Source organism: Halomonas sp. KAO (genome assembly GCF_015595025.1).
Lineage (GTDB): Bacteria > Pseudomonadota > Gammaproteobacteria > Pseudomonadales > Halomonadaceae > Halomonas.
This window is the reverse complement of sequence record NZ_JADNRL010000019.1, coordinates 760,478-787,017: the sequence shown is the minus strand read 5'-3', so window position 1 is coordinate 787,017 and position 26,540 is coordinate 760,478. Positions and strand designations below refer to the sequence as shown.

General features: G+C 66.5%; 24 protein-coding genes. 18 read left to right on the top strand and 6 right to left on the bottom strand.

The window, feature by feature from the left end; translation table 11 throughout:
- Nucleotides 1-6: 6 nt before the first annotated feature.
- The 8 genes from IOC61_RS09920 to IOC61_RS09885 all read left to right on the top strand — a co-directional run bounded on the left by IOC61_RS09920 (nt 7) and on the right by IOC61_RS09885 (nt 9,726).
- Nucleotides 7-435: a F0F1 ATP synthase subunit epsilon gene (locus IOC61_RS09920; protein WP_195688658.1), complete on the top strand. Its 429-nt coding sequence runs from the start codon at nt 7-9 to the stop codon at nt 433-435.
- 113 nt (nt 436-548) lie between these two features.
- On the top strand, nt 549-1,919 hold the full coding sequence (gene mgtE, locus IOC61_RS09915) for a magnesium transporter (RefSeq protein WP_195688657.1): 1,371 nt from the start codon (nt 549-551) through the stop codon (nt 1,917-1,919).
- A gap of 104 nt (nt 1,920-2,023) precedes the next feature.
- Nucleotides 2,024-2,821 carry an undecaprenyl-diphosphate phosphatase gene (locus IOC61_RS09910; RefSeq protein ID WP_195688656.1) on the top strand — a complete coding sequence of 266 codons (798 nt, stop codon included), beginning with the start codon at nt 2,024-2,026 and terminating at the stop codon, nt 2,819-2,821.
- A 22-nt stretch (nt 2,822-2,843) separates the two neighbouring features.
- Nucleotides 2,844-3,950, top strand: a complete 1,107-nt coding sequence (locus IOC61_RS09905) for an FAD:protein FMN transferase (protein WP_324254712.1) — start codon at nt 2,844-2,846, stop codon at nt 3,948-3,950.
- A 3-nt stretch (nt 3,951-3,953) separates the two neighbouring features.
- A complete protein-coding gene (gene glmU / locus IOC61_RS09900) occupies nt 3,954-5,318 on the top strand; it encodes a bifunctional UDP-N-acetylglucosamine diphosphorylase/glucosamine-1-phosphate N-acetyltransferase GlmU (protein ID WP_195688655.1) in 1,365 nt (454 codons plus the stop codon).
- A 12-nt stretch (nt 5,319-5,330) separates the two neighbouring features.
- Entirely contained in the window at nt 5,331-7,166 is a 1,836-nt protein-coding gene (gene glmS / locus IOC61_RS09895; RefSeq protein WP_195688654.1) for a glutamine--fructose-6-phosphate transaminase (isomerizing), read from the top strand.
- Between the two features lie 41 nt (nt 7,167-7,207).
- The gene (locus IOC61_RS09890) at nt 7,208-8,035 is read left to right on the top strand and encodes a DUF72 domain-containing protein (RefSeq protein WP_195688653.1); all 828 of its coding nucleotides are present in this window, start codon (nt 7,208-7,210) and stop codon (nt 8,033-8,035) included.
- 347 nt (nt 8,036-8,382) lie between these two features.
- Entirely contained in the window at nt 8,383-9,726 is a 1,344-nt protein-coding gene (locus IOC61_RS09885; protein WP_195688652.1) for a sodium-dependent transporter, read from the top strand.
- An 81-nt stretch (nt 9,727-9,807) separates the two neighbouring features.
- On the opposite strand, the gene IOC61_RS09880 is transcribed toward IOC61_RS09885, so the two are convergent.
- Nucleotides 9,808-10,023 (bottom strand): PA3496 family putative envelope integrity protein, encoded by a 216-nt coding sequence (locus tag IOC61_RS09880; RefSeq protein ID WP_132044663.1) that lies wholly within the window; start codon nt 10,021-10,023, stop codon nt 9,808-9,810.
- A 228-nt stretch (nt 10,024-10,251) separates the two neighbouring features.
- Between IOC61_RS09880 and hexR the strand changes: the two genes are divergently transcribed.
- The 3 genes from hexR to IOC61_RS09865 all read left to right on the top strand — a co-directional run bounded on the left by hexR (nt 10,252) and on the right by IOC61_RS09865 (nt 14,725).
- Entirely contained in the window at nt 10,252-11,115 is an 864-nt protein-coding gene (gene hexR, locus IOC61_RS09875) for a transcriptional regulator HexR (protein ID WP_195688651.1), read from the top strand.
- 175 nt (nt 11,116-11,290) lie between these two features.
- Complete coding sequence (uvrD, locus tag IOC61_RS09870; RefSeq protein ID WP_195688650.1) at nt 11,291-13,492, top strand: DNA helicase II; 2,202 nt, start codon at nt 11,291-11,293, stop codon at nt 13,490-13,492.
- 144 nt (nt 13,493-13,636) lie between these two features.
- Complete coding sequence (locus IOC61_RS09865) at nt 13,637-14,725, top strand: TRAP transporter substrate-binding protein (RefSeq protein WP_195688649.1); 1,089 nt, start codon at nt 13,637-13,639, stop codon at nt 14,723-14,725.
- Between the two features lie 149 nt (nt 14,726-14,874).
- Here IOC61_RS09865 and IOC61_RS09860 read toward each other — a convergent pair whose 3' ends face one another.
- A complete protein-coding gene (locus IOC61_RS09860) occupies nt 14,875-15,282 on the bottom strand; it encodes an acyl-CoA thioesterase (RefSeq protein WP_195688648.1) in 408 nt (135 codons plus the stop codon).
- A gap of 212 nt (nt 15,283-15,494) precedes the next feature.
- Here IOC61_RS09860 and IOC61_RS09855 point away from each other — a divergent pair, with 212 nt between their 5' ends.
- The 6 genes from IOC61_RS09855 to cysZ all read left to right on the top strand — a co-directional run bounded on the left by IOC61_RS09855 (nt 15,495) and on the right by cysZ (nt 21,673).
- Nucleotides 15,495-16,454 (top strand): PstS family phosphate ABC transporter substrate-binding protein, encoded by a 960-nt coding sequence (locus tag IOC61_RS09855; RefSeq protein WP_229333014.1) that lies wholly within the window; start codon nt 15,495-15,497, stop codon nt 16,452-16,454.
- A 75-nt stretch (nt 16,455-16,529) separates the two neighbouring features.
- Nucleotides 16,530-17,744, top strand: coding sequence for an ABC transporter permease subunit (locus IOC61_RS09850; protein ID WP_195688647.1), 1,215 nt, complete (start codon nt 16,530-16,532; stop codon nt 17,742-17,744).
- Complete coding sequence (pstA, locus tag IOC61_RS09845) at nt 17,741-19,276, top strand: phosphate ABC transporter permease PstA (protein ID WP_195688646.1); 1,536 nt, start codon at nt 17,741-17,743, stop codon at nt 19,274-19,276. Before IOC61_RS09850 ends, pstA begins: the two co-directional genes overlap by 4 nt.
- A 65-nt stretch (nt 19,277-19,341) precedes the next feature.
- Entirely contained in the window at nt 19,342-20,115 is a 774-nt protein-coding gene (gene pstB, locus IOC61_RS09840; protein ID WP_409229402.1) for a phosphate ABC transporter ATP-binding protein PstB, read from the top strand.
- Nucleotides 20,116-20,140: 25 nt separating this feature from the next.
- Nucleotides 20,141-20,869 (top strand): phosphate signaling complex protein PhoU, encoded by a 729-nt coding sequence (gene phoU, locus IOC61_RS09835; protein WP_195688645.1) that lies wholly within the window; start codon nt 20,141-20,143, stop codon nt 20,867-20,869.
- 66 nt (nt 20,870-20,935) lie between these two features.
- Nucleotides 20,936-21,673, top strand: coding sequence for a sulfate transporter CysZ (cysZ, locus tag IOC61_RS09830; protein ID WP_195688644.1), 738 nt, complete (start codon nt 20,936-20,938; stop codon nt 21,671-21,673).
- A gap of 7 nt (nt 21,674-21,680) precedes the next feature.
- On the opposite strand, the gene phoR is transcribed toward cysZ, so the two are convergent.
- The 4 genes from phoR to IOC61_RS09810 all read right to left on the bottom strand — a co-directional run bounded on the left by phoR (nt 21,681) and on the right by IOC61_RS09810 (nt 25,257).
- Nucleotides 21,681-22,985 (bottom strand): phosphate regulon sensor histidine kinase PhoR, encoded by a 1,305-nt coding sequence (gene phoR / locus IOC61_RS09825; protein ID WP_195688643.1) that lies wholly within the window; start codon nt 22,983-22,985, stop codon nt 21,681-21,683.
- A gap of 1 nt (nt 22,986) precedes the next feature.
- Complete coding sequence (gene phoB, locus IOC61_RS09820) at nt 22,987-23,676, bottom strand: phosphate regulon transcriptional regulator PhoB (RefSeq protein ID WP_195688642.1); 690 nt, start codon at nt 23,674-23,676, stop codon at nt 22,987-22,989.
- A 91-nt stretch (nt 23,677-23,767) separates the two neighbouring features.
- Nucleotides 23,768-24,658: a 4-hydroxybenzoate octaprenyltransferase gene (gene ubiA / locus IOC61_RS09815; protein ID WP_195688641.1), complete on the bottom strand. Its 891-nt coding sequence runs from the start codon at nt 24,656-24,658 to the stop codon at nt 23,768-23,770.
- Between the two features lie 32 nt (nt 24,659-24,690).
- Entirely contained in the window at nt 24,691-25,257 is a 567-nt protein-coding gene (locus IOC61_RS09810; protein ID WP_409229404.1) for a chorismate--pyruvate lyase family protein, read from the bottom strand.
- Between the two features lie 58 nt (nt 25,258-25,315).
- Here IOC61_RS09810 and IOC61_RS09805 point away from each other — a divergent pair, with 58 nt between their 5' ends.
- Nucleotides 25,316-26,476 carry an FAD-dependent oxidoreductase gene (locus IOC61_RS09805; protein WP_195688640.1) on the top strand — a complete coding sequence of 387 codons (1,161 nt, stop codon included), beginning with the start codon at nt 25,316-25,318 and terminating at the stop codon, nt 26,474-26,476.
- Nucleotides 26,477-26,540 lie beyond the last annotated feature (64 nt).

Here is a 26,540-nt window from a genome sequence, read left to right as displayed (position 1 = left end):
GTCGTCATGACGAAAAGCTTCAAGTGCGAGATCGTCAGCGCCGAGGAAGGAGTCTTCTCCGGCCAGATCGAGCGGATCATCGCCAACGGGCGCATGGGCGAGCTGGGCATCCTGCCCGGTCACACCCCGCTGCTGACCGAGCTCAAGCCGGGACCGGTGCGCGTGCTTCATGATGGCGGTCAGGAGGAGAACTACTACGTTTCGGGAGGCTTCATGGAAGTCCAGCCGGACGTGGTGACCATCCTGGCCGACTCGGCCACCCGTGCCCATGACCTCGATGAGGCGGCGGCGGAAGAGGCTCGACAGCAGGCGCTGAGGAACCTCAACGACAAGTCCGCCGAGCTGGACTACACCCGGGCATCGGCCGAACTGGCCGAAGCCGTGGCCCAGCTGCGTACGATCCAGCAGCTACGCAAGAAGGCCGGCAAGGGCTGATCTTTGCCCCAGCGTGAAGTCTCGCGCCCCCGGCTCGACGGTAATGTCGAGCCGGGGGCGTTCTTGTCTCTATCATCCCGGTAGCCTGACCCTGGGGCGCCGAGGAGCATGCCATGTCCCTCACCGATATTCTCAACACCCATCGGGCCACACTCTGCCAGGCGCTTGCCGAAGAGGAGAGCGAGCGCGCCACTGCGCTGCTGTCCGAGCTGCGCTCGGCGGATATCGCCGAGATCCTCGGGGCCGTCCTGTCGGAGGACGAGGAGCCGTCCCGCACCCTAGCCCTGATGGAGTACCTGCCCCTGGAGCGGCGTGCCAGCATGCTTGGGCATCTGCCCGGTGATACCCAGCGGGTGCTCGCCGAGGCGATGAGCGATGAGCGCCTGCTGTTGACCCTCGAGGAGATGGGCTCCGACGAGCGTGCCGATCTCTTCAACCTGCTCGACGAGGATCGCCGCCAGAGTCTGCTGCGGCGCATGGCCCGACGCGAGCGGCAGGAGCTCAAGCGCCTGGCCAGCTACGAGGAGGGGACCGCCGGGGCGATCATGACCACGGACTACGTGGCCATTCCCAGTGGCATGACGGTCCCCCAGGCGATGATGCGGGTTCGCCAGACGGCGCCCGATGCCGAGACGGTCTATCAGCTCTATATCATCGATGGCCATGGCCGGTTGGCCGGCACCCTGTCGTTGCGTCAGCTGATGGTGGCGCCACCCGGAGAGCAGATCGACGAACTGATGATCCGCGATGTCATCCACACCTCGGTCGACGAGGCTCAGGAGGAGGTGGCGCGCATCGTCGCCCGCTACGACCTGCTGGCGCTGCCGGTGGTGGATGGCGATGAGCGACTGGTGGGGATCGTTACCCACGACGATGCCATGGACGTGGTCGAGTCCGAGGCCACCGAGGATATCCACAAGGGGATGTCGATCGGCACCCTGGAGGGCGGGGTCAGCCGAGTGCCGCTGTGGAGCCTGTATCGCAAGCGTGTCACCTGGCTGGTGCTGCTGGTATTCGCCAACCTCTTCTCGGGAGCGGGGATCGCCTACTTCGAGGAGACCATCGCCGCCCAGGTGGCACTGGTGTTTTTCCTGCCACTGCTGATCGGCAGCGGCGGCAACGCCGGCGCCCAGGCCGCCACCCTGATGGTGCGCGGCATGGCGACCGGCGACGTGGGCATCAAGGACTGGGGCAAGCTGATGGGGCGTGAGATGCTGGTGGCGGGCTCGCTGGGCCTGACCATGGCCCTGGCGGTGGCGCCCATCGGGGTCATGCGCGGCGGTGAGGCGCTGGCCCTGGTGGTGGCCATGAGCATGGTCACCATCGTGCTGTTCGGCAGCCTGCTGGGCATGTGCCTGCCCTTCCTGCTCGACCACCTGGGCTGGGATCCGGCCACCGCCTCGGCGCCGTTGGTGACCACCCTGATCGATGCCTCCGGCGTGCTGATCTACTTCGGCATCGCCACGACGATCCTCGGTACATGAGCCCTGAACCGATGGCAAGCGGGGCGGACAGCTCGGTCGCGCGGGTGTATCCTCTGCACGGCGTGGCGCCTACGGGTGCGGGCTTCATCTGACAGGAAACTACCATGGATTGGCTTCAGGTCGTCATACTCGCGATCGTACAGGGACTCACCGAATTTCTGCCGGTCTCCAGCTCCGCTCACTTGATCCTGGTCCCCGTCCTCACCGACTGGAGCGATCAGGGGCTGGCCTTCGATGTGGCGCTGCATATCGGCAGCCTGGCGGCGGTGGTGTTCTACTTTCGTCATGAGCTCGTGAAGATGACGTTGAGCTGGTCGGGTTCGCTGGTGGGGCGCGGCGTGGATGCCGATGCCCGCCTGGCCTGGTGGGTGGTGCTGGCGACGATACCCGTGGGGCTGGGGGGGCTGATCTTCCATGATGATATCGCGGAGGGGATGCGCTCGCCGCTGATCATCGCCTTCGGCCTGATTGCCTTCGGCCTGCTGTTGGCCTATGCGGACCTGCGTCAGAGTGGCAGTCGCGACGAGTATCAGCTGACCCTGCGCGATGCCCTGCTGATCGGTCTGGCCCAGGCGCTGGCGTTGATTCCCGGAACCTCGCGCTCGGGCATCACCATCACCGCGGCGCTGTTGCTGGGCATGAATCGTGAGGCCGCGGCGCGTTTCTCGTTCCTGATGTCGATCCCGGTGATCGTGATGGCCGGCGGGATGGAAGTCGTGGCACTTGTCCGCGATGCCGCGGAGGTGGAGTGGGTTACCCTGGTGGTGGGGGGGCTGCTCTCGGCCATCAGCGCCTATCTCTGCATTCACTACTTCCTGGCCTTTATCAAGCGGGTCGGCATGCAGCCCTTCGTGATCTACCGGCTGCTGCTCGGGGCCTGGCTGCTATGGCTATTCTGGTAACACCCCCTGTGAGGAGTCCGGCGTGATTCGACACCTGCTGTTGCTGCCCACCTTGCTGCTGCTGCTTGCGCTGGCGGCCTGCTCCGAGCGCGACCGGCCGCTCGATTCGCCGGTACGCCTCGAGGGCGCCATCTTCGGCAGCTTCTACCAGGTGACCATCGTCGATCCCCTGACCCGCGGTGAGGCCAGCGCCCTGGAAGAGGGGATTCTCGCCGAGCTCGAGGCGGTGGATGCCAGCATGTCGCTCTACCGCGATGACTCCGAACTGATGGCCTTCAACCAGGCACCGACCGGGGAGTGGCAGCCACTCTCCGATGCGCTTTACGAGGTCCTGGCCATCGGTCGGACCGTGGCCGAGGAGAGCGGCGGAGCCTTCGACATGACCATCGGCGGGCTGGTCAACCTGTGGAGCTTCGGTGCCGAGGCCCGTCCCCGGGAGGTTCCCGCCGACGCCGAGCTGGCCAGGCGCCTGGCACAGGTCGGCACCGACGCGCTGGAGCTCGACGCCCAACAGCGTGAGGCGAGGCGTACGCGCGAGGTGACCGTCGACCTGGGTGGGGTCGCCAAGGGCCACGCCACCGATCGGGTAGCCGCCTTTCTCGACGCCGAGGGGGTCGAGCACTATCTGGTGAACCTCGGTGGTGACCTGCTTGCCAGCGGCTACCGGGACGGCGAGAAGGAGCCCTGGCGCATCGGTATCGAGGCGCCCCTGGAGGATCGCCAGGAGGCGCAGTATATGCTGTCGCTGCACGATGTCTCGGTGGCGACTTCCGGCGACTACCGCAACTATTTCGAGGAGGAGGGGCGGCGCTACTCCCACACCCTGGACCCACGCAACGGGCGGCCGATCACCCATCGCCTGGCGTCGGTCAGCGTCTTCCATACCTCCAATGCCTGGGCGGATGCCTGGGCCACGGCACTGACGGTGCTCGGCGAGGAGGCGGGCATGGCGCTGGCCCGTGAGCACCGGCTGAGTGCGCTGATGATATTACGCGGGGAGGAGGGCTGGACGAGCCGGGTCACTCCCGCCTTCGTCGAGCAGTTCGGCAAGGCGCGGGTCGAGGAGCTCGGTCTCGAGGTCGCGGACAGCGACGCCTCCCGGCAACATGAACAACAGGATCAGGAGTGAAGGATGACGCTTGATGTCGTGATACTGGCCGCCGGGCAGGGCACCCGGATGCGCTCGACCCTGCCCAAGGTGCTGCACCGTCTGGCCGGCAAGCCGATGGTACGCCACGTGATCGATACCGCCGCGGGACTCAGCGCCGAGCGCACCCACGTCGTGGTGGGCCATGGCGCCGAGAAGGTGCGTGAGGCCCTGGCCGACTGTCGGGTGCACTTCGCCCTGCAGGCTGAACAGAAGGGCACCGGCCATGCCGTGGCCCAGGCGCTCGACGGGCTCGGCAATGGCAAGGTCCTGGTGCTCTACGGTGATGTTCCCCTGATCCAGCGCACGACCCTCGAACGACTGCTGGAGGGTGTCGACGACGATCACCTGGGCCTGCTCACCGTGACCCTCGATGATCCCAGCGGCTATGGACGCATCCTGCGCAATGCCGAGGGGCAGGCGGTGGCCATCGTCGAACACAAGGACGCCAGCGAAAGCGAGCGTGCGGTGCGAGAGTGCAATACCGGCATCATGGCGATGACCGCCAGCCAGCTGCGCCGCTGGCTGCCGCGACTCTCCGCCGACAATGCCCAGGGCGAGTACTACCTCACCGACATCATCGCCATGGCCGCCGCCGAGGGCGTCAGGGTGGTCACCGCTCAACCGGGCGACCCGATCGAGGTGGAGGGGGTCAACAATCGCCTGCAGATGGCGCGTCTCGAGCGGGCCCACCAGCAGGCCATCGCCGAAAAACTGATGACCGAGGGCGTGGCGCTCGCCGACCCGTCGCGTCTCGACGTGCGTGGCACCCTGCGCTGTGGTCATGACGTGGAGATCGACGTGGGCTGTGTCTTCGAGGGCGAGGTGGAGCTGGGCGAGGGCGTTCGCATCGGGCCCCACTGCGTGATTCGCGACAGCCATATCGGCGCCGAGAGCGTGATCGAGCCCCATAGCGTCATCGAAGGGGCGGTGATCGCCGGACACGCCACCATCGGCCCCTTCGCGCGCCTGCGGCCCGGCTCGCGCCTGGCGGTAGGGACCAAGGTCGGTAACTTCGTCGAGACCAAGAACGTCGAGGTGGGCGAGGGCAGCAAGATCAACCATCTGAGCTATGTGGGCGACGCCCGCCTGGGGCGCGGTGTCAACGTCGGTGCGGGCACCATCACCTGCAACTATGATGGTGCCAACAAGCACCATACCGAGATCGATGACGAGGCCTTCATCGGCTCCAACAGTGCCCTGGTAGCGCCGGTAAGCATCGGGCGGGGAGCCACCGTGGGGGCCGGCTCCACCGTGGCCAAGGATGTGCCCGACAACTCCCTGGCGGTGACTCGTGCCCGCCAGATGACCAAGGCGGACTGGCCCCGGCCCCGCAAGCAGGACGACTAAGGAGAGAGAGCGATGTGTGGAATCGTCGGAGCCGTTGCCGAGCGTAACGTGGAAGGGATTCTTCTGGAGGGCCTCAAGCGCCTTGAGTATCGTGGCTATGACTCTGCGGGCATGGCGGTGCTTGACCCCGACGGCAGACTGCAGCGGTGCCGGGCGATGGGCAAGGTGGCGGCCCTGGAGGAGCGCCTGGTCGCCGAGCCGCTGGCCGGTCGCAGCGGGATCGCCCATACCCGCTGGGCGACCCATGGTCGACCCAGCGAGGTGAATGCCCACCCCCACCAGTCCGGCGAGCGCCTGGCGGTGGTGCACAATGGCATCATCGAGAACCATGAAGCCTTGCGTCGTGAGCTCGAGGCCGAGGGCTACCACTTCACCTCCGAGACCGACACCGAGGTGGTGGCGCATCTGCTGGAGCGCGAGAGCCGCCAGGCGGGTGATCTGCTCACCGCGGTACGCGGCATTCTCGCTCGGCTGGATGGGGCCTATGCGCTGGGAGTGATCCACGCCGATGAGCCCGACGTCATCATCGGGGCCCGCAAGGGCAGCCCGCTGGTGGTCGGGGTGGGCATCGGCGAGGCCTTTCTCGGCTCCGATCCGCTGGCCCTGCTGCAGGTCACCGACCGTTTCATCTACCTGGAGGAGGGGGATGCGGTTCGCCTCTCCGCCGGTGGCCGCATCGAGATCTTCGATGCCGACGGTGAGGCGGTGAAGCGTGAGATAACCACCTTCGAGCATGGCGATGGCGCGGCCAGCAAGGGCGAGTACCGTCACTTCATGCTCAAGGAGATCCACGAGCAGACGGCGGTGATTGGCGCGACCCTGGAGGGGCGTCTCGGGGAGCGCTCGGCGCTGGTGGAGAGCTTCGGCCCCGAGGCCGAGGCGCTCTTCGGGCAGGTCAGGCAGATTCATATCGTTGCCTGTGGCACCAGCTATCATGCGGGCATGGTGGCGCGCTACTGGCTGGAGCGCTATGCCGGCGTTCCGGTGCAGGTGGAGGTCGCCTCGGAGTATCGCTATCGCCGGGTCGTGGTTCCCGAAGGGACCCTGTTCGTGACCCTCTCCCAGTCCGGCGAGACCGCCGATACCCTGGCGGCGCTGCGCTTCGCCAGGGCGGGCGACTATCTGGCCAGCCTGGCGATCTGCAACGTGCCGGGCAGCTCCCTGGTGCGCGAGTCGGACCTCTCACTGATGACCCATGCCGGGCCCGAGATCGGCGTGGCGTCCACCAAGGCCTTCACGACGCAGCTTACCGCCCTGCTGTTGCTGACCCTGGCGCTGGGGCGCGTCAAGGGGCTCGACGAGGCCGTGCAGGCCGAGGTGGTCACGGCGCTGCGCGGCCTGCCGCGGCTGGTGGAGCGTGTGCTGGCGCTGGATCCGGCCATCGAGGAGCTCTCCATGGCCTTCGCCGAGAAGCAGCACGCCCTCTTCCTGGGGCGTGGGGCTCACTTCCCCATCGCCCTGGAGGGCGCGCTCAAGCTCAAGGAGATCTCCTATATCCACGCCGAGGCCTACCCGGCGGGCGAGCTCAAGCATGGCCCGCTGGCACTGGTCGACAGCGAGATGCCGGTGATCTCCGTGGCGCCCAACGATGAGCTGCTCGACAAGCTCAAGTCCAATCTGCAGGAGGTGCGCGCGCGCGGCGGTGAGCTGTTCGTGTTCGCCGACGAGGGGGTAGGACTCGAGGCCTCCGAGGGCATTCGGGTGCTGCGCCTGCCCCGGGTGCATGAGGCGCTGGCGCCGATCGTCTATACCTTGCCGCTGCAGCTGCTCAGCTACCATGTGGCGGTCCTCAAGGGTACCGATGTGGATCAGCCACGCAACCTGGCCAAGAGCGTGACAGTGGAGTGACGGCCCCAGGTGCTGAACCGCCGCTCCATCTGGGGCTGCCCATGTGGGCCAATCCCGACTGGCGCGGCGGACTCTATCCTCCTCATGGCGGCGGCCTCGAGGAGTATGCCCGGGTCTTCACCTGTGTGGAGGGCAACACCACCTTCTACAGCGGCGCGCCACGCGCCGAGACCGTGGCGGCCTGGGCGCGTCAGGCACCCCCGGGCTTCCGTTTCTGCTTCAAGCTGCCCGCCGCCCTGACCCATGAGCGACGCCTGGCCGGCATCGAGGCCGAACTCGATGCCTTCCTCACGGTCCTCGAACCGCTGCACGGCCGCCTGGGCCCGTTGATGGTCCAGCTTCCCCGGGATTTCGGTGGCGATGAACTGCCTCGTCTCGAGGCGCTGCTCGCACGCTGGCCGGGCGACATTCCCTGTGCGGTCGAGGTGCGCCACACCGATTTTTTCCACAAGGGGAGCGTCGAGCGCCATTTCAACAGGATGTTGATAACTCACGGTGTGGATCGGGTGATGCTCGATGTGCGCCCCCTATTCGCCACTCCCGCCGGTGAGCATCCCGGCCTGCAGCAGGCCCAGCGCGAGAAGCCGAAACGCCCATTACACGTGCTTTCCACGGGAGGTCGACCCCTGGTGCGCTATATCGGGCATCACGACTCGACCATCAATGAACATTACTTCGCGGCCTGGATCGATCGCCTTGCCCTGTGGATAAAACAGGGGAAAACCCCTTATCTGATGGTGCATACACCGGACAACCGGCAGGCACCCCAGCTGGCGCGGCGCCTCCATGATCGCCTGGCAGAGCGACTGGCCCTGCCCTCCTTGCCGGCCTTCCCCGGCGAGGCCCAGGCCAGCCTGTTCGGGAGTTGATGCCTGCTTCCCCCTGCTCCTAAAGAGCAAGTGCCAAACCACAGAAGACGCTGGCCATCGAGTGTTTGATCGGATAGTTTTATGGTCCGGAGTGCTCATACCCCCGGATTCTGACTGGATTTGGCGCTGAACCTGCGTCGATCTTGCGATGGTCCTGCGCTCCCGTGCTCTTCGGTCAACGGCCACCCGCCGACGATCGTGAAGCGCAACGGCAGTGATCCTGCCCGGATCCTGTCATGCTCTGGACGGTGTCATGTAATCCATGACGCTCTGGACGTGGCAATGACAAGCACAAGCCGCCAACGCGCCGGATCGGCCGCTGGCGACACGTACACACAGGGTGAAACATGTCCAAACTCTCCCATGCACAGTGGTCATCGAAGATGGCCTTTATCCTGGCAGCCACCGGTTCGGCGGTGGGGCTGGGCAATATCTGGCGCTTCTCCTATATGGTAGGGGATAGCGGGGGCGCGGCCTTCGTGCTCATCTACCTGGCCTGTGTGGCCCTGGTCGGCCTGCCGATCCTGGTCGCCGAATGGCTGATCGGCCGCCGTGGCCAGAAGAACCCGATCAACTCGATGCTCGACCTGGCTCGTCAGAGCGGTCGTCTGCCGGCCTGGGCACTGGTCGGGGTCAGTGGCGTTCTGGGTGCCTTCCTGATTCTTTCCTTCTACAGCGTGATCGGCGGCTGGTCGCTCTTCTATACCCTGGGTTCGGTCACCGGCAAGTTCACGGGCATGGACTCCGATGGTGTCGGCGCCATCTTCAGTGGCCTGCTGGGTAACGCCACCGCCTTGACCCTGTGGCATACCGCCTTCATGGCGCTGGTGATCTTTATCGTGGCTCGCGGCGTGACCAAGGGCCTGGAGGGTGCCGTCAAGACTCTGATGCCGGCACTGGTCATCCTGATGGTGGTGCTGGTGATCTATGGCATGACCACCGGTCACTTCGGTGAGGCCATGGCCTTCATGTTCAGCCCCGACTGGAGCGCCATCAACGGTGAGGTAGTGCTGGCCGCCATGGGACAGGCCTTCTTCACCCTGTCGCTGGGCATGGGCATCATGCTGGCCTATGGCTCCTATCTGGGTGAGGACGTCAGCCTGATCGGCACGGCACGCACGGTGATCATTCTGGATACCGCCATCGCGCTGCTGGCCGGCATGGCGATCTTCCCCATCGTCTTCGCCAATGGCCTGAGCCCGGGCGAGGGACCGGGGCTGATCTTCGTCACCCTGCCGCTGGCCTTCGGCAACATGGCATGGGGTACCATCCTCGGCCTGGCGTTCTTCCTGCTGCTGACCTTCGCCGCCCTGACTTCGGCGATCTCGCTGCTGGAGCCGACGGTGGAGCTGCTCGAGGAGCGTACGCCGCTATCGCGTGTCGCGGCCACCCTGGTGGCCGGTGTGGCGGTCTGGGTGCTGGGTATTGCGGCGCTGATGTCGTTCAACGTCTGGGACGAGTTCCTGATCCTGGGGCTGAACGTCTTCGACTTCCTGGATACCCTCACCAGCAAGTTCATGTTGCCGCTGACCGGCCTGGGCGCGATCCTGTTCGTGGCCTGGCGTCTCGACCGCGACAGCGTGATCAACGAGCTGGGGCTCTCGGCCGGTCAGGCCCAGCTGTGGCAGGTGGTGTCTCGTGTGGTGGCACCGATCGGGGTGGTCGTGGTGTTCGTCTACGGCCTGGTCTAGGCTCGCCGACCATCACGGTACTGGCTTCAAGCCCTGACGAGCCCCGCCCTGGCGGGGCTCGTTGCATATCGTGGGGTGACGTCAGTGCATGGCGTCCTCGGTGAGCTCGGCTTCTGGCAACTCGGCGATCTCCCGAGCCAGCTGCTTGAACTCGCTGTGGAGCTCGATGCCACGCCGGGCCCGCAGGTGACGCTGGGCGGCGGTACGAGTCCGCTCTTCGTGCTCATGGACTTCCATGCTCATGAAGATGTCGAGAAGTTCACTCTTCAGGGAGGTTAACCGTTCGGTCTTGTGCATGATCGACTCTCTCCTTGGACGCTACGCGACACTGCACTTGTTACTATACATCACTTGACAGAATGATGACGGCGTGAGTCTTTTCCTCATGACGCTGCCTCAACGCTCCCCGGGCGGAGGCGCACTGCCCATATGGCCCCGCCTTCGGGCATACTGTAATTGGATAACATGAGTCAGATACCATGATCGTTCGTCATCGCATTGCGGTGGCCAGCCAAGGAGTTCCGTGTGAGTCGTGCCCTGTTCGATGAGATGAGACACCGCATGGAGCACTTCCGCCGCTCCGAGCAGAAGGTGGCGCGCTTCGTGCTGCGCAACCCCGAGGAAGTGATCCATATGCGCATCGTCGACCTGGCGACCGAAGCCAAGGTCAGCGAACCGACGGTGGTGCGCTTCTGTCGGGCGCTGGGCTGCAACGGCTTCCAGGACTTCAAGCTCAAGTTGGCGCAGATGCTGGCGGCCGGCAGCCAGTTCGCCCAGTTCTCGATGAACGACAGTGACTCGGTGGCGGAGTTTTCCCACAGCATCTTCGACTCCACCGTGGGCACCCTGCTGTCGGTGCGCGACCGCCTCGACAACGAGGCGCTGAGCAAGGCGATCAATGCCCTGGCCATGGCCAATCGGGTCGAGTTCTACGGTTTCGGGGCCTCCGGCGCGGTGGCCTTCGATGCTCAGCACAAGTTCTTCCGTCTGCAGATCTCCACCGCCGCCTATGCCGACCCGCATATGCAGAACATGTCGGCGGTGACCCTCAAGGAGGGGGATGTGGTGGTCGCCATCTCCCAGACCGGCCGCACCCGGGCGCTGGTGGCCAGCGTGCGCCTGGCACGGGAGGCCGGTGCCACGGTGATCGGGCTGTGCCCCGACGGTTCGCCGCTGGCCGAGGAGGTGACCCTGCCGCTGTATATCGACGTTCATGAGGACACCGAGATCTACACGCCCATGAGCTCGCGCATCGCCCATCTGGTGCTGGTCGATGTGCTGGCCGTGGGCGTGGCCAAGACCCGCGGTCCCAAGCTCGCCGAACAGCTTCGTGAAGTGAAGAAGAGCCTGACACCGCTGCGTTTTCCGGAGCAGGACGGCAAGCCGTAGCCACTTGAGGATACGGCTTGCCCGGGGACAGCTCGCCTCCCGCAGGGGACAGATCCCGGCCAAGCCGCCCAGTCCGCGTTGGTGCACCCTGCTTACGGTGCCCTCAGGGGGTAAGCTTCCAGCCAGGGGCATATGGTAAGCTGGTCGGCCATTCTCGACCCGGCACAGCCTTACCATGGACGACGTCACGGCGATCCTCGACCACCTGAATGCCGCCCAGCGCGAGGCGGTCAGCGCCCCCCAGGGCAATATGCTGGTGCTGGCCGGGGCCGGCTCCGGCAAGACCCGGGTGCTGGTGCAGCGCATCGCCTGGCTGATGCAGGCCGAGGGGCTCTCCCCCTATGCGGTGCTGGCCGTGACCTTTACCAACAAGGCGGCCCGCGAGATGCGCACGCGTCTGGAGGCGTTGGTAGGCACGTCACTGCGCCATGTCTGGGTCGGCACCTTCCACTCCATCGCCCATCGCCTGCTGCGCACCCACTGGCAGGACGCTCGCCTGCCCCAGCATTTCCAGATCATCGACAGCGATGACCAGCTGCGCCTGATCAAGCGACTGATCAGGGAGAACGACATCGATGACGAACGCTTCCCGCCCCGTCAGGTGCAGTCGTTCATCTCCGGCTGCAAGGAGGAGGGGCTACGCCCCCATCGGGTCGATGTGCATGGCGATGCCTACCTGGGCCAGATGGTCGAGCTCTATGATCGCTATCAGCTGACCTGCGAGCGTGGCGGCCTGGTCGACTTCGGCGAGCTGCTGCTGCGTAGCCTGGAGCTGCTGCGTGACAACCCGGCGCTACTGGCCCACTACCAGCAGCGTTTCGCCCATGTGCTGGTGGACGAGTTCCAGGACACCAATACCCTGCAGTACGCCTGGCTCAAGCTGCTGACCGGCATGACCACGCCGATGACCGTGGTGGGTGACGATGATCAGTCGATCTATGGCTGGCGTGGCGCTCGTGTGGAGAACATTCGCCGCTTCGAGCGCGAGTTCCCGCAGACGAAGACGGTGCGCCTGGAGCAGAACTATCGCTCCACCAGTGCCATCCTCGAGGCCGCCAACGCCCTGATCGGCCACAATGCCGAGCGCATGGGCAAGACGCTATGGACCGCCGGCGAGCGCGGCGAGCCGATCTCGGTCTACAGCGGCTTCAATGACCTCGACGAGGCGCGCTTTATCGTCGACACGCTGCGCGAACGGGTCGAGGAGGGGGTCAATCGCCGCGAGATCGCCATTCTCTACCGCTCCAATGCCCAGTCGCGGGTGATCGAGGAGACCCTGATCCGCCAGGGCGTGCCCTATCGTATCTATGGCGGTCATCGCTTCTACGAGCGTCTGGAGATCAGGAACGCCCTGGCCTACCTGCGACTGCTGCTCAATCGCGATGATGATGCCTCCCTGGAGCGGGTGATCAATGTGCCGGCCCGGGGCATCGGCACGCGTACCGTGGAACTGCTGCGCCGGCGTGCCCGCGAGGGGAGCGTCTCGCTATGGCAGGCGCTCCATGATGGTCTGGCCGACGGCGCCCTCAAGGGGCGTGCCGGCACCGCTCTGCAGGCCTTCGCCGATCTGATCGATACTCTGGACAACGATGGCGCCGGCCTCGCGCTCCACGAGATCATCGACCATGTGATCGCGCGTACCGGGCTGCTCGAGCACCATCGCAATGAGAGGGGAGAGAAGGGGCAGGCGCGGGTCGAGAACCTCGAGGAGCTGGTCACCGCGGCCAGGGCCTTCACCCAGGGCGACGCCTTCGATGCACCGGAGGCCGGCGAGGGGGCCACGGCGCTGGAGGCCTTCCTCTCCGAGGCGGCGCTCAACGCCGGCGAGCATGAGGCCGACGAGTTCGAGGATAGCGTTCAGCTGATGACCCTGCACTCGGCCAAGGGTCTCGAGTTCCCGGTGGTGTTTATCGCCGGGGTGGAGGAGGGGCTCTTTCCCCACCGCATGTCGGCGGAGGACCCGAGCCGCCTGGAAGAGGAGCGTCGCCTCTGTTACGTGGGCCTGACCCGCGCCATGCGCAAGCTCTATCTGACCCATGCCGAGATTCGCCGGCTGCACGGCAAGGAGACCTTCCAGCGCGCCTCGCGCTTCCTGCGCGAGATTCCCGAGGAGTATCTCGAGGAGGTGCGCCTGCGCGGCCAGGTATCGCGACCCGTCACCACCTCGCGCCCCACCGGGCTGCGCCAGAGCGAGGTCAACGGTGGTGATGACCTGCCATCGCTCTCCCTCGGGCAGCGGGTCAGTCATCCGGTATTCGGTGAGGGGGTGATCCTCAATGCCGAGGGCGAGGGTCCCCGGGCGCGGGTGCAGGTCAGCTTCGCGGGGGAGGGGGACAAGTGGCTGGTGCTGGGCTTCGCCAAGCTGACGCCACTGTGACATTCAGGGTGCCTGAGTTTCCGTTGACGTTCACGGCAGCGGGTGGCTTGTGGGTCTGTTCACGTCTGGAGCATACTGCCAGGCGGACACAGCCGCGCGACAGGCGCGGCGCTCGCATAATAATCCGTACGGAGTGATGCCTGAATGCAACGTCGCAAGTTCTTGACCACCCTGGGTGCCGGCGCCGCCGGTGTGGTCGCCGCCCCCTTCGTTTCCACCGCCAAGGCCCAGGAGACCATCACTTGGAACATGGTCACCTCCTGGCCCAAGAACTTCCCGGCCCTGGGTACCGGTGCCAGCGAGTTCGCCAAGCGCATCGAGACACTCTCCGGCGGTCGCATGCGTATCCGCGTGCATGGTGCCGGTGAACTGGTACCGGCACTCGAAGTGTTCGATGCCGTGGCCGCCGGTACCGCCGAGATGGGTCACTCCGCCTCCTACTACTGGCGTGGCAAGGTAGCGGCGTCACAGTTCTTTACCGCCGTGCCCTTCGGCATGACGACCCAGGAAACCAACGCCTGGCTCTATTACGGCGGCGGTCAGGAACTGTGGGACGAGCTCTATGCCAAGCACAATCTCAAGCCCTTCCCGGTGGGCAATACCACCACCCAGCCCGGCGGCTGGTTCAAGAAGGAGATCAACTCCCTGGAGGACCTGCAGGGGCTCAAGCTGCGTCTGCCCGGCCTGGCCGGTGAGGCGATGAACCGTATCGGTGTCACCACCGTCACCATGCCGGGCTCGGAGATCTTCACCTCCATGCAGACCGGGGTGCTGGATGCCGCCGACTGGGTCAGTCCCTACAACGACCTGGCCTTCGGTCTTCACCAGGTGGCCGACTACTACTACACCTCGGCCTGGAACGAGCCCAGTGCGATCCTCGAGGGAACCGTCAACCTGGAGGCCTGGAATGCCCTGCCCGATGATCTCAAGGCGGTGGTGACCGAGGCGGCTCGGGCGGCCAATCTGGCGATGATCAGCGAGTTCACCTTCCGCAACGCCCAGGCCCTGGATACCCTGGTCAACGAGCATGGAGTCAAGCTGCGCATCTTCCCCGAGGATGTGATGAAGGCGCTCTATGAAGCCTCCCAGGAGGTGATCGCCGAGCAGGTCGAGAGCGACCCGGACTCGAAGAAGGTCCATGACTCCTACGTCGCCTTCCAGAAGCTGGTGCGGGCGTCCAACGATGCCGGCGAATTTGCCTACCTCAAGGCGCGTGAGGCGGTGCAGTCCTGAGGGCATGACCCCTCGGCAGAGGACCGATAGGCCACGGCCCCCGGCGTATGCCACTGAACCGGCATGAAATGGCGGCTATCGGCCGGGGGTGTTTGAAAACCAGAGCGGGGGCGCCGAGTGGCGCCCCCGCTCTGCATTGGTGGAAGCAGTCAGGTCTCGCGACGCACCGCACGGATGCGCCCATTGTCATCCATGGCCACCATCACGAAGCGAGCCTCGGTCACCTTGTGGAGCTCGTTGGGATTGCGTTCATGGGGTTGGCGGATCCACACCTCGACGTCGATGCGGATGGAGCTATGGCCGATCTCGACCAGGCGGGTGAAGATATTGACCGTGGAGCCGACCCGCACCGGACACAGGAAGTCCATCGACTCGATCGCCACGGTGGCGGTGCGACCATTGGCCTCCCGGTCGGCCGCCAGCTCGGCGGCCTGATCCATATGTGCAACCAGCCAGCCCCCGGCGATATCGCCGTGGAGGTTGGTGTCCTGGCGACTGGCCAGCAGCTTGAGAGTCAGCTCTCCCCGTGGGCGCGGGCTGTCATCGAGTTCTGTCATGAAGGTGTCATCATCCTGGCTTGTTATTGGGGGCGAGACCGGACCCATGGTAAACCCGGGCTCGCTCGCTCTCCAGCCCCGTGTGACGTGTGGCAGGGTGGAGGATAGCGAGAAGCCGTTGCCCAAACTATCAGTCGATAGGCCGCGGGCGCGGCTCCGCAGTCGGCCGTGGGGTAGCATGGGAAGAGGACGCCAGGGCGAGGGGAGGCCACATGGCCAGAGTCGATGAGCGCAGAGGGTTACGCCGGATGGCACCGCTGCTTGGCGTGTTGCTGCTTCTGCTGGCGGTACGGGTGCCGGCGGATGATGTCATCGGACCGCTGAGTGCGGTGGGATCGGACACCCTGGCGGGCCCCATGCTGCGCTGGGGGGAGCGGCTGGCCGAGCGCCATCCGGGGGTGCGCCTGCAGCTTCAGGCCAGAGGCTCGGCCAGCGCCCCGGCCGCGCTGACCGCTGGCACCGCGCGCCTGGGCGCGATGTCGCGACCCATGAATGATCACGAACGCGAGGCCTTCATCGCCCGCCACGGCTATCCTCCCGTGGAACTGAAGGTGGCCCGCGATGCCCTGGTGGTCATCGTGCATCGCCATAATCCGCTGGAGAGCCTCGGCCGTCGGGAGCTGGATGCCATCTTTTCGGAGTCGCGTCGCTGCGGCGCCGACCACGGGGTCGAACGCTGGTCCCAGCTGGGGGGCATGCTGCCGGAGGACCGTATCGTGCTGCATGGACGCAACGTCGCCTCGGGGACCCATGATCTGTTTCGCAGGCGGGCCCTGTGTGGTGGCGGTTTCCGGGTGCGTCTCAACGAGCACCCCGGCTCGGCGGCGGTGGCGGCGGCGGTGGCCGCCGAGCCATCGTCCATCGGCTTCGTGGGTCTCAATCACCTGACCGCCGGCGTCAGGGCGCTTCAGCTCCATGACGCCCAGGGCCGGGCCGTCTCACCCACGCCTCGGGCCGTGCGCCGCGGCGACTACCCCCTGTGGCGTTACCTCTATCTCTATGTGAACCTGCCCCCCGGCAGTGCGCTGACGGGGCCGGAGCATGCCTTCCTCGAGCTGGTGCTCTCCCCGCAGGGCCAGGCGGTGGTCGAGGAGCTGGGCTTCGTCACCCTGACCGAGGAGCGGCTGATGCAGCAGCGCGACTGGCTGGCCTCGCTGCCGATGGCCGAGTAGCGCTGTCACGCGACTGTCATCGTTCTGTCGTAAAGTGGTGTTCCTGTTTCTATCCTCCGCGCCTGATGAGTGGCCATGATCGACTCTCGCCCGCCTCCCTCGCTGCACCTGCGTCGTCGTCGCCTTCGCGACCGCCTGGCGACCCTGCTGATCACCGCGGGGGGCATCGGGGTGCTGGTATCGGTACTGGCCATCGGGGTGTTTCTGGCGCTGGAGGTGATACCGCTCTTTCTGGGGGCGGATGCTATTGATACCGATGCACTGTGGCGCCCTCAGCCGGTGGAGGGGGCCGTCGAGCCCCGGCATCGCTGGCGGCCCGAGCCCCTGGGGGAGGCCAGTCCGGCGCATTACGGCATGCTGCCGCTTGCCTGGGGCACGCTCAAGGCCGCGCTGTGGGCGCTGCTGTTCGCGGTTCCCCTGGCGCTGGGCGCCGCGGTGCATTCGGCGCTCTACATGCCGCGTCGCCTGCGGGCCCGGTTGAAGCCTACCCTGGAGCTGATGGAGGCCATGCCCGGGGTGGTGGTCGGTTTCGTTGCCGGCCTGCTGCTGGCGCCCTGGGTAGAGCGGCATTTAATCGCCACCTTGCTGCTGGTGATCACCTTGCCTCTTGGGGTGCTGCTGGCAGGAGGAGCGAGGGGGCTGTTGCCGGCGCCACTGGGGAGGCAGCTGCCCCTTGGCTGGGCGGGAGTGTGGCTGATGCCCTGGCTGCTGATGGTGGGGGCCATCACCCTGTGTCTGGCGCCCTGGCTCGAGGCGGCGCTGGTGGGGGGAGATCTGCGTGGCTGGCTCGCCGCCACCCTGGGCCTCGACTATGCGGCGCGCAATGCCATGATCGTCGGTGTGGCCATGGGCTTTGCCGTGATCCCCGGCATCTATGCGCTGGCCGAGGATGCCCTGAACGGGGTGCCCGATAGCCTCGCCGAGGGTGCCCAGGCACTGGGTGCCACCCGCTGGCAGACGCTCTGGCGGGTGGTGCTGCCCGCGGCCTCACCGGGCATCCTGAGCGCGGTGATGATCGGCGCCGGCCGGGCGGTGGGTGAAACCATGATCGTGTTGATGGCCAGCGGCAATACCGCCCTGATGACCCTGAGTCCCCTGGAGGGGCTGCGCTCGCTGTCGGCGACCATTGCCATCGAGCTGCCTGAGGCCGCCGTCGGCGGTACCCACTATCGGTTGCTGTTCCTGGCGGCGCTGGTGTTGTTTCTCTTCACCTTTCTGGTCAATACCCTGGCCGAAGTGATGCGTACTCGCCTGCGGCGCCGCTATCGACGCCGGGAGGGAGGAGCATGAGAGGGTCGTGGCGACGCTACGGTGAAGGCCCCTGGCCCTGGCTGGCCGCCGGCAGTGTGGCGCTGTCGCTGCTGCTGTTGCTGGCTCTGCTGTTGCTGCTGGCCACGCGTGGGCTGGGCCATTTCTGGCCCGCCGAGGTGGCCGTGGTGACGCCTCACGCCGGCTCGCCCTTCGCCGGCATCGCGGTGCGTGAGGAGACGATCCCCGGCGACACCCGGCGTGAGCGCCTCTACTTCACCGCCAACCGGGATCTGGAGGGTGACCGCTGGCGCTGGGTCGAGCTGGGGGAGATCGCCAGGATCGACTACCCAGCCGAGCTGGTGATGATGGAGCGCAGCCGCTGGGGCGATCTTGTCGGTCGGTTGGTAGCGCTCGAAGGGGAGGAAGAGAGCCATGTCGGCGAGGCTGCCTGGCCCGCCCTGGAGGCGCGACTGAAGGCGCTGGAGAGGCTGCGCGACGAACGCAACCGCCTGCGCGACGAGGTGGTGATGCCTCTGGTTCGTCGCCTCGAGACCGTCGACAGCGACGAGGCTCGCGCGGCGCTGGTCGCGGCCAATGGGCGTATCCGTGAGCTTCAGGCGGCCATGGGCGGCGCTACCCTGATAGTGGAGAGCGCCGACGGGCGGCGTGTCGAGCAGCCCCTGGAGGAGGTACTACGTGCCTGGCGGCCCAACGCCATGACGCTGCCCGACAGAGTGGTTGCCTGGGCAGAAGGCGTGTGGCGCTTCCTCTCCGAGGGGCCACGCGCCGCCAACAGCGCCGGAGGGGTGTGGCCGGCGATCTTCGGTACCATGTTGATGGTGCTGCTGATGTCGCTGGTGGTGACCCCCTTCGGTGTGCTGGCCGCCATCTATCTCAATGAGGTGGCCCATCAGGGAGCGCTGACTCGCATCGTGCGCATCGGTGTGCGTAACCTGGCCGGGGTTCCCTCCATCGTCTTCGGGGTGTTCGGGCTGGGAGTGTTCGTCCATGGCATCGGCGGGAGCCTGGACGAGTGGTTCTTCAGCGAACGACTGCCATCCCCTACCTTCGGCACCGGCGGCCTGCTGTGGGCCTCCCTGACCCTGGCCCTGCTGACCCTGCCGGTGGTGATCGTGGCCACCGAGGAGGGGCTGGCTCGGGTGCCCGACCATCAGCGGGAGGGAGCCCTGGCGCTGGGCGCCACCCGCATGGAGATGCTGACCCGGGTGGTGCTGCCGATGACGCTGCCCGCCATGCTGACCGGCATGATCCTGGCCGTGGCCAGGGCCGCCGGCGAGGTGGCGCCCCTGATGCTGGTGGGGGTCGCCAAGCTGGCCTCCCGGGTGCCGGTGGACGGCGACTTCCCCTACCTGCATCTTGAACGCAAGTTCATGCATCTTGGCTACCATATCTACGACACCGCCCTCCATGGCGATGATGTCCAGGCCGCCATGCCGCTGGCCTTCGCCACGGCACTGTTGCTGGTGCTGGTGATCCTGATGCTTAACCTGACTGCAATATTTCTGCGCCATCATCTGAGGCTGCGTCATGAGGTGCCGTCGCGCGTCTAGCGGTGGCCTCGAGGAGAATCTGTCTGGTGTCCGTTTTCACGTCGTCATCCGCCGCGAGAGGGCCGATCATCGACTTCGCCGCCTCCGAAAGCTGCCTGGAGATCACCGGGGTGAGCCTTGCGTATGGCGACAAGCCGGCGCTGCGCGATCTCACCCTGCGCGTGCCACGCCACCGGGTGACGGCCTTTATCGGCCCATCCGGGTGCGGCAAGTCGACCCTGCTGCGCGCCCTCAACCGACTCCACGATCTCAACGAGGAGGTGGTGCGGTGCGGCGAGATTCGCCTCGAAGGGCAGGATATTCACGCCCCCGAGGTGGAGGTGGCGGAGTTGCGGCGCCGGGTGGGCATGGTCTTCCAGGCGCCCAATCCCTTCCCCATGTCGATCTATGACAACGTGGCTTTCGGTCTGCGCCTGCAGGGGGGGATGCGCAGGCGCCAGATGGACGATAGCGTCGAGTGGGCGCTGCGCTCCGCGGCACTCTGGGAGGAGGTGAAGGATCGCCTTCGGGCCTCTGCCTGGGCACTTTCGGGGGGCCAGCAGCAGCGCCTGGTGATCGCCCGGACCCTGGCGGTTCAGCCCGAGGTGCTGCTGCTCGACGAACCGGCCTCTGCCCTGGATCCCATCTCGACGCTGAAGATCGAGGAGCTGATCGGCAACCTGAAGTCGCGCCTCAGCCTGGTGCTGGTCACCCACAACATGCAGCAGGCGGCACGGGTCTCCGATTTCACCGCCTTCCTCGAGCAGGGCGAGCTGGTGGAGTACGGCCCCACCCAGACGCTGTTCACCCATCCGCGCCTCGCGCGCACCGAGAACTACATCACCGGGCGCATGACCTGAAGGGTCCGGCCCCAAGGAGAGTCCCATGGACATCAGCAGCGATATCCACAGCCAGCACATTTCCCGTCAGTTCAATCAGGAGCTCGAGGAGCTCAAGACCCAGCTGATGGCGATGGGGGGCCTGGTCGAGAAACAGGTCCAGGATGCCGTGGCGGCCCTGCTCGAGGGGGATTCCGCACTGGGCCGTCAGGTGGTCGAAAATGATCGCACGGTCAACGACATGCAGATCAGGATCGATGCGGAGTGCACCCAGGTCCTGGCGCGACGACAGCCTACCGCGTCCGACCTGCGTCTGGTGCTGGCGGTGATCCGCGCCGCCTCCGATCTGGAGCGCATCGGTGACGAGGCGAGCAAGATCGCCCGCAACTCCTGTGAGTTGATCGAGGGCGATAACGGCAGCCGCGGCTTCGTGGAGGTACGCATGATCAGCGAACATGTGCGGCGCATGGTGCGCGATGCGCTGACCTCCTTCGCCAGGCTCGATACCGAGCTGGCGCTCAAGCTGGTCCACGAGGATGAGCAGGTCGACAGCGAGTACCAGAGCGCCATGCGCTCGCTGATGACCTTCATGATGGAGGATGCGCGCTCGATCTCGCCGGTGCTCAGCCTGATGTGGATCCTGCGTGCCCTGGAGCGCATCGGCGACCATGCCAACAACCTCGCCGAATATGTGGTCTATCTGGTCAACGGCATGGATATCCGCCATACCGCGCCCGATGACCTGGATGCCGAGGCCATTGCCCGCAGGGGTTGACCATCGCCGGTGTTTCGTCGTCAATAACGCAGCCCCTTGATCTCGATCGCTGCAAGAGACGCTGAAATGCTTGATGCCTTCACGGCCCTGGCCCGTGGTACCCGCCTGGTCTACGGCGCCGGCCTGCGCCGCTATGTGTTTGCCCCCATCGCCGTGAACCTGCTGGTCTACGTCGCCATGCTGTGGTTCGTGCTGGCCAACTTCGGCAGCTGGCTGGACCACTGGATGAGCCTGGTACCGGGCTGGCTCGCCTGGCTGGAGTGGCTGATCTGGCCGCTGTTCGTGGTCAGCCTGGTGCTGGTGGTGTTCTTCACCTTTACCCTGGTGACGCACCTTGTCGCCGCGCCCTTCTACGGCTTTCTGGCCGAAAGGGTGGAGATCGAGGCCACCGGGCGGCAGCCGCTGGATGACCGGGGACTGACGAGAACCGCACTGGATGCCCTGGGCCGCGAGCTGGTCAAGCTGGTCTATATCCTGCCGCGCATGGCGGCCCTGTTCGTGCTCAGCTGGATTCCCGTGGTCAATCTGGTGGCCCCGCTGCTCTGGGCGCTGTTCTCGGCGTGGATGATGGCGATCACCTATCTCGACTACCCCATGGACAACAACAAGGTCAGCTTCGCCGAGATGCGACGCCGCCTCAGGATGCGCTGGTGGCCGACCATGACCTATGGGGGCGGGGTGACCCTGATCACCTGGATCCCGCTGGCCAACCTCTTCCTGCTGCCCGGGGCGGTGGCCGCCGCGGTGCTGATGTGGGACGGCCACTATCGTGACCTGCCCGCCGACCTGCCAACCCGTCGTTGAGGCGGCGTCAGGTCGCGCGGGTCTCCCCTTCCAGTCGGGTAGCGGGGAAGAGACAGCGAAAGGTGGTGCCCTGGCGCGGCCGTGAGTCGATCTCCAGGCGGGCGTCGTGGCGTAGCAGCACGTGCTTGACGATGGCCAGGCCGAGGCCGGTACCGCCGGTCGCCGTGCTGCGCCCCTTGTCGACCCGGTAGAAGCGCTCGGTAAGGCGCGGAACATGCACCGGGTCGATGCCTTCGCCGTCGTCGACCACCTCCAGGTAGGCGCCATGGTCGGGCCCGGGGCGCCAGCTCAGGGTGATATGACTGCCTTCGGCGGTGTAGCGCACGGCGTTGAAGGCCAGGTTGGAGAGGGCGCTGCGAACCTCCTGTTCACTGCCCACCAGGGCGCGAGGCTCCTTGAGCTCCACCCGGATGTGATGGCGACCGCCGGATAGCGCCATGGCATCCCGCTTTACGCCCTCCAGCAATCTGACCATGTCCAGCGGGGCATGGTCGCTGCCGCTGCGGTCGATCTCCAGCCGCGACAGCAGCAGCAGGTCCTGGACCAGGTTCTGCATGCGGGTGGTCTGCTCCTGCATCTGGCCGAGTCCCCTGGCGAACCGTGGGGGCAGCTGGTCGGCGAAGCTGGCGTAGGTCTCCAGGTAGCCGGCCAGCACGGTGAGAGGGGTGCGCAGCTCATGGGAGACATTGGCCACGAAGTCCCGGCGCATCTCCTCGAGGCGATGCAGGCGGGTGATATCGCGGGCCATCAGCAGCCGCTCGTCGTCGCCATAGAGGGTGATCTGAAACTCCAGGATGGTCCGCTCGTCGATGGGGGAGGGCAGGGTCAGGGAGTCGCGGTAGTCGCGTGCATGGAAGTACTCGACGAAGCGCGGGTCGCGCAGCAGGTTGGTGATATGGTGGCCGCGATCATGGGGCGCTTCCAGCCCCAGCAGCCGAGCCGCCGCGCTGTTCCACCACTCCATGTCGCCGTGTCGGTCGAGCATGACCACGCTGTCGCGCATGGCCTCGGAGGACTCCTGAATCCGCCCCAGGGTGCTGCGCAGTCGCTCCTGGGCGATACGCTGGACCTTCTGGTAGCGGTAGAGGCGATCCATCAGCTCACCCCATAGCCCGGCGGCCGAGGGCGGCTCGGCCTGGCTGTCATGGGTCAGCCAGTGGTGAAGGCGGTGCAGTTGATAGAGATGGTAGACAAGGCTCAGCGCGAGCCCCAGGGCCAGGCCGGCCCCCGGCGCGCCCAGCGGCCAGCCGACCGCCAGACCGAGGCCGGCGAGCAGAAGCAGGCGCCATAGCTCATGCCTCCAGTGCCTCACGTCAGCCCTTGGTGGAGAACCGGTAGCCGGTGCCACGCACCGTCTGTACCAGGTGCTGATGGCGCTCGCCCAGCGCCTTGCGCAGGCGGCGGATATGCACGTCGACGGTGCGCTCCTCCACGTAGACGTTGCCGCCCCACACCTGATCGAGCAGCTGGCTGCGAGTGTAGGCGCGCTCCTGGTGGGTCATGAAGAACTGCAGCAGGCGGTACTCGGTAGGGCCCACCCCCAGCTCCTGCCCGTCGGCGCTGACCCGATGGCTGACCGGATCGAGCCGCAGGCCATCCACCTCCACCGCCTCCTCGACACCATGGGGCGTTGCCCGGCGCAGCACGGCCTTGAGGCGTGCCACCAGCTCCCGGGGCGAGAAGGGCTTGGTGATATAGTCATCGGCGCCGGCCTCGAGCCCCTGGATCTTGTTGTCCTCCTCGCCCTTGGCGGTGAGCATGATGATCGGCAGTTCGGCGGTGGTCTCGTTGCGCTTGAGGCGCCGCGCCAGCTCGATGCCGCTGGTGCCGGGCATCATCCAGTCGAGCAGCAGGAGGTCGGGCTGGTGGTCGACCACCATGGCATGGGCGGTCTGGGCGTTGTCCGCCTCGAGCACGCGATAGTCGGCCATCTCCAGCGCCATGGCGATCATCTCGCGGATGGGCGCTTCATCATCGACGATCAGTACGGTCTTGGCGGTCATCCTGAAGCCTCGGGTCAATGACGGGTCGATGTCGAGTAGATCACGACATTATGACACTGACATGACAGGCCGGCCCGCACCGGAGGCACGGCTACTGGATGCCTGGCCACAGGCTCAGGGCGATGCCCGCGAACACCAGCAGACCCGACCAGTAGTTGTTGAGAAAGGCCCGGAAGCAGGGCTCCCGCTCGCGCTCGCGGATCAGCCAGTGCTGCCAGACGAAGGTGGCCGCCATGGCCACCAGCCCCAGCCAGAAGAAGCCGCCCAGGGCGAGTCGTGTGCCGGCCCAGGCCAGCAGCAGCAGCGTCACGATCTGCAGCAGGCCGATCATGAAGCGGTCGGCGCTGCCGAACAGCACCGCGGTGGACTTGATGCCGACCTTCAGGTCGTCGTCGCGATCGACCATGGCGTACTGGGTGTCGTAGGCGATGGTCCACACCACATTGGCCGCGAACAGCAGCCACGCCTCGAAGGGCACATGGCCGAGCACCGCACCGTACGCCATGGGGATCGCCCAGGAGAATGCCGCTCCCAGAAACAGCTGCGGCAGATGGGTGTAGCGCTTCATGAAGGGGTAGATGAAGGCCAGTATCACCCCACCGATGGAGAGCAGCACCGTGAACAGGTTGGTGAACAGCACCAGCACGAAGGCGCCCGCCACCAGCATCAGAAACAGCGCCTGGGCCTCGCCCTCGCCGATGCGCCCGGTGGCCAGGGGGCGGTCGAGGGTGCGCTTGACGTAGCCGTCCACATGGCGGTCGGCGTAGTCATTGATCACGCAGCCGGCGGCACGCATCAGATAGACGCCGGCGATGAAGATCAGCAGCAGGCGACGGCTGGGCAGCCCCTCGGCGGCGGTCCACAGCGCCCACAGGGTAGGCCACATCAGCAGCCAGGTGCCGATGGGACGGTCGAGGCGTGTCAGGCGCAGGAAGTCGGGGAGTCGGGCCAGGCCCGTGGGGCGCATCAAAGAGCGGTCCATCTCTACCTCGTGGCGGGTGGGAACACCAAAGCCTAGCGCGAAGGCAGGCCGAGGTCATCCGCCATGGCGTCGAGGAACCACTCCTGCACCAGCACGCGGAAGCCACCGTGGTGAAATACCGAACGGCGTCCCCAGGGCCCGCGGGTCTCTTGGAAGCCTGCCGGGTCACGGGTGACCTCGATCTCGCCGCGCTCGAGGTCGGGCTGACGGAACAGCCAGCTGCCCAGGGAGCGCTCGCCGAGATGCGCCAGCTCGTGGGCGGGCAGGCCCTCGAGCGGGGCCACCGAGCGTGCCACCACCCAGGGCGTCTCGCCCAGGCATAGCGCGACCTCGCGCCGCCAGGCCTGGCGGCCCGGGGGGAGGTCCAGCGCCTGGGCCTCGTCGCGCCGCAGCGCACCGGTGCGCTGGTCGATCAGGTGGACCCGGAAGGGACGCGGGCGCCCCGCCTCGGTGAGGCGCAGGGTCAAGGAGTCCCGCGAGCCTACCCACTGGCGCCAGGCCGGGCTCATGGTGGGGCGGACGGCGGCCAGGGGTAACCAGCGCGCGGGGCCATGCTGGGCGTGGGATCGGGAATCGGACACCGCGGACTCTCTGTCCATCCATGGGGGCGGGTAGTGTACCATGCGCAACCACCACCCATCCTCGACGAGGAGACCCATGAGTGCCCCCCTGACCATTCTCGGCAGCGGCATGGCGGGCCTTGGCCTGCTGCGCCAGCTGCGTGCCCTGGACAAGGAGCGGTCGGTGACCCTGATCACCGCCGACAGCGGTGACGACTACTCCAAGCCGCTGCTCTCAACCGGCTTCACCAAGGGGCTGCCACCCGAGCGGCTGGCGGCCCGTGATGCCCTGGCGGTGGCAGAATCGCTGAATGCAGTGGTGCGCACCCAGACTCGCGTCGACGCCATCGATACCGACTCCCGCATCCTGCATATCGGGGAGGAGCGGCTGACCTACGGCGAGCTGGTGCTGGCGACCGGAGCGGCGCCCACCATGCCCTTCGATATTCCGGCGTCCCTGGCCGGTCGGGTGATGGCGATCAACGACCTGGATGATTATCGGGCCTTCCACGCCGCAATAGGCGCCCTGGGCCGCTCCGCCCGAGTGGCGATCATCGGTGCCGGCCTGGTGGGCTGCGAGTTCGCCAACGACCTGCTGGCGGGCGGCCACCGGGTGACCCTGGTCGCACCGGAAACGGCACCGCTGCCGCGGCTGCTCCCCGAGCCGCTGGGCCGGGCGCTGGGGGAGGCGTTCCACGCGGCGGGCATGGCCCTGTGCATGGGGAGCGGTGTCGCCGGGCTGGCTGCCGAGGGCAGCGAGGCCGTCGTCGAGCTCGACGGTGGTGGATCGGTGGTGGCCGATCTGGTGCTGCTGGCGACGGGGCTGCGGCCTCGCACGTCACTGGCCGAAAGGGCGGGGGTCGAGGTCAGCGCCGCGGGGATTCATACCGATCGCCTGATGGCCACCTCGGCGCCGGGGGTGCATGCCCTGGGCGATGTGGCCTGCGTCGACGGCGTCAATGCCATGTATGTGCAGCCGCTGCAGGCCGGCGCCAGGGCCCTGGCGCATACTCTTGCCGGCACGCCGACGCCGGTGCGTTATGGCCCCTGGCCGGTGCTGGTCAAGACGCCGTTGCTGCCGGTAGTATCGCTGCCGCCCGCCCATCCCCCGGCGCGCTGGCGCATCGAGGGCGAGGCGGGGGATCTGACCGCCCTGGCCGAGGCCGAGGACAGCCGTTTGATCGGATTTGCGTTGACAGGAAGCTGTGTGCGTCGGAAAGTCGAACTGGCGCGGGCTGCGCCGGCGTTGCTAGGCTAGGTCGGCGATGGCGGTCCCAGGGTCGCCCTATGTTGTAGTAGATCGTTAGTATCTCTTTCGACGT